This window comes from Alterirhizorhabdus solaris, from assembly GCF_007785815.1.
Taxonomy (GTDB): Bacteria; Pseudomonadota; Alphaproteobacteria; order Sphingomonadales; family Sphingomonadaceae; genus Alterirhizorhabdus; species Alterirhizorhabdus solaris.
Window position 1 is genome coordinate 1 of sequence record NZ_VNIM01000186.1, and the last position, 2,863, is coordinate 2,863.

3 protein-coding genes and 1 riboswitch are annotated in these 2,863 nt (G+C 68.5%); all 3 genes read left to right on the forward strand.

Going from position 1 to position 2,863, the window contains the following annotated elements:
- Positions 1-205: 205 nt before the first annotated feature.
- Positions 206-431, reverse strand: a riboswitch (cobalamin riboswitch).
- Between the two features lie 183 nt (positions 432-614).
- The gene (phhA, locus tag FOY91_RS21040) at positions 615-1,475 is read left to right on the forward strand and encodes a phenylalanine 4-monooxygenase (RefSeq protein ID WP_145155977.1); all 861 of its coding nucleotides are present in this window, start codon (positions 615-617) and stop codon (positions 1,473-1,475) included.
- Positions 1,472-2,533: a 4-hydroxyphenylpyruvate dioxygenase gene (gene hppD / locus FOY91_RS21045; protein ID WP_145155979.1), complete on the forward strand. Its 1,062-nt coding sequence runs from the start codon at positions 1,472-1,474 to the stop codon at positions 2,531-2,533. The genes phhA and hppD overlap by 4 nt, the downstream gene beginning before the upstream one ends.
- 5 nt (positions 2,534-2,538) lie before the next feature.
- The coding region (locus tag FOY91_RS21050; RefSeq protein WP_145155981.1) for a homogentisate 1,2-dioxygenase at positions 2,539-2,863 on the forward strand (325 nt) is incomplete at its 3' end.

Genomic DNA, 2,863 nt, shown 5'->3' on the forward strand with positions numbered 1-2,863 from the left:
GAAACAGCGGCGGGCGTGGAGACGCCATCGGTGGACCTTCGGCGTCGAGCAACGGGGGCTGGGGCGTGCCGCCGCGAGCGACGGTCGATGCGCGCGTCCGGGCGGACGCGTTGCGCCCGGCCATGCGACACCGATGCGGCCCCGGCCGCGTCCAACGTCGCTCGAACGGACAGGTCCGTGCCACGGCCAACCCCTGGGCCGGGACAAGAGCGACCGAACGCCGGCAGGTCTCCTGGCTCGCGGGTCAAGGTCACGACGTGCGGCCTTCCCGGATGCTCATCCAGTGGCTGCGCCCGATCCCGAAGGAGGGGCACGATGCACGTCGCACTCACCGCTTACAGTTGCAGGGACAGCCGCGGCTTCGGGCGAGAAATCGCCCACACCGCATTCCCTCTAAGGCTTCTCGCGAAGCACCGGCGCGATCATGGCGCCCCCGTGGAACGGGGACGCCGGACCGCTAACGCGCGACGGCCGCTTAGGCAATGGCGGGCACGATACCGGGGTCGCCGAAGCGGCGCGGTTTTGGTATCGGCCGCCGCATCGTGATAGCCTGCCACCATGCGCTGTCCCAACCGCCTCGCCTCCTATCGCCGCCGCCGCGCGTTGTCCCGGCGATGACCGCAGCCACCCCCATGCGCCCCGAGGGCACCGCCGCCGACTGGACCGTTCCGCAGGACTGGAAACGCTATACGCCCGCCGAACATGCGCTGTGGGACCGGCTGTTCGCGCGGCAGGCGGCGATGCTGCCGGGGCGGGTGGCGCCCGCCTTCCTCGCCGGGCTGGATGTGCTTCGCCTGTCCAAACCCGGCATCCCCGATTTCGACGAGCTTTCGGACCGGCTGATGAAGGCGACCGGCTGGCAGGTGGTGGCGGTCCCCGGGCTGGTGCCGGACGACGTGTTCTACGAGCACCTCGCCAACCGCCGCTTCGTGGCCGGAAACTTCATCCGCACGCCCGACCAGATTGACTATCTGGAGGAGCCGGACGTGTTCCACGACGTGTTCGGCCATGTGCCGCTGCTCGCCGATCCGGTGTTCGCCGATTACATGCAGGCTTACGGCGAGGGCGGCCGGCGGGCGGGCGGCATGGATGCGATCGACAAGCTAGCCCGGCTCTACTGGTACACGGTCGAGTTCGGGCTGATCCGCGACGGCGACGGGCTGAAACTGTACGGCGCGGGCATCGTCTCGTCGTTCGGCGAGAGCCGTTTCGCGCTGGAGGATGACAGCCCCAACCGGCTCGGCTTCGATCTGCGGCGGGTGATGCGGACGCGCTACCGCATCGACGACTATCAGCAGACCTATTTCGTGATCGACAGCTTCGACGACCTGCTGCGCCAGACGCAGGAGACCGACTTCGCACCGCTCTACGCCGCGCTGGAAACGCAGGCCGATCTCGATCCCGAGACGATCCTGCCGACAGATCGCGTCATCACGCGCGGCAGCCAGACCCATGCCCGGAGGCACTCAGCATGAGCACCGACAACCCCCTCGGCCTCGACGGTTTCGAGTTCGTCGAGTTCACCGGCCCCGATCCGCAGGCGCTGGCCGCGTTGTTCGAGGCGATGGGCTTCACCCATGTCGCCACGCATCGCTCCAAGGACGTGCGGCGCTACACGCAGGGGGACATCAACTTCCTGCTGAACATGGATACGGCGGGCCAGGCGGCCGAGTTCCGCAACGCCCACGGCCCGTCCGCCAACGCGATGGCCTTCCGCGTCCACGATGCGCGCGCCGCCTTCGACGAGGCGGTGAGGCGCGGGGCGACGCCCGTGACCGGCCCGGTCGGCCCGATGGAGCTGAACATCCCGGCGATCGAGGGGATCGGCGGATCGAACCTGTATCTGGTCGACCGCTACGGCGCGCAGGAGATCTACGACGTCGATTTCCGCGCCGTGGAGGGGGCTGCCCGCAACGACCGCTCGGTCGGGCTGCACACGCTCGACCACCTGACGCACAACGTCAATCGCGGGCGGATGAACCATTGGGCTTCGTTCTACGAGCGTATCTTCAACTTCCGCGAGATCCGCTATTTCGACATCGAGGGGCAGGCGACCGCGCTCGTCAGCAAGGCGATGACCGCGCCCGACGACAAGATCCGCATTCCGCTGAACGAGAGCCAGGACGAGCACAGCCAGATCGAGGAGTTCCTGCGCGCCTACAAGGGCGAGGGCATCCAGCACCTCGCGCTGGCCACCGACGACATCTTCGCCACGGTGGATGCGCTGCGGGCCAACGGCATCCGCTTCCAGGATTCGCCCGAAACCTACTTCGACCTGATCGACAAGCGTCTGCCCGGCCACGGGCACGACGTGGCCGAGATGCGCCGTCGCCGCATCCTGATCGACGGATCGCCGGAGACGGGCGGGGGGCTGCTGCTGCAGATCTTCACCGAGAACATGGTCGGCCCGATCTTCTTCGAGATCATCCAGCGCAAGGGCAACGAGGGCTTCGGCGAGGGCAACTTCAAGGCGCTGTTCGAGAGCATCGAGCTGGACCAGATCCGGCGCGGCGTGATCCCCGCCAAGGCGTGAGCGAGGTGGCGGCGTATCTGACCGGCTTCGGCAACCACTTCTCCACCGAGGCGGTGGCAGGCGCGTTGCCGATCGGGCGGAACAGCCCTCAGCGGGTGCCCTTCGGCCTGTATGCCGAGCAATTCTCCGGCACCGCCTTCACCGCCCCGCGCGCGGAGAACCGGCGGAGCTGGCTGTACCGGATGCGCCCGCCCGCCGCGCACCCGCCGTTCGCGCGGTGGGAAGGTGCGCCTGCCACCGCCTCGGTGGAGAAGTGGTTGCCGAAGCCGGTCAGATACGCCGCCACCTCGCTCACGCCTTGGCGGGGATCACGCCGCGCCGGATCTGGTC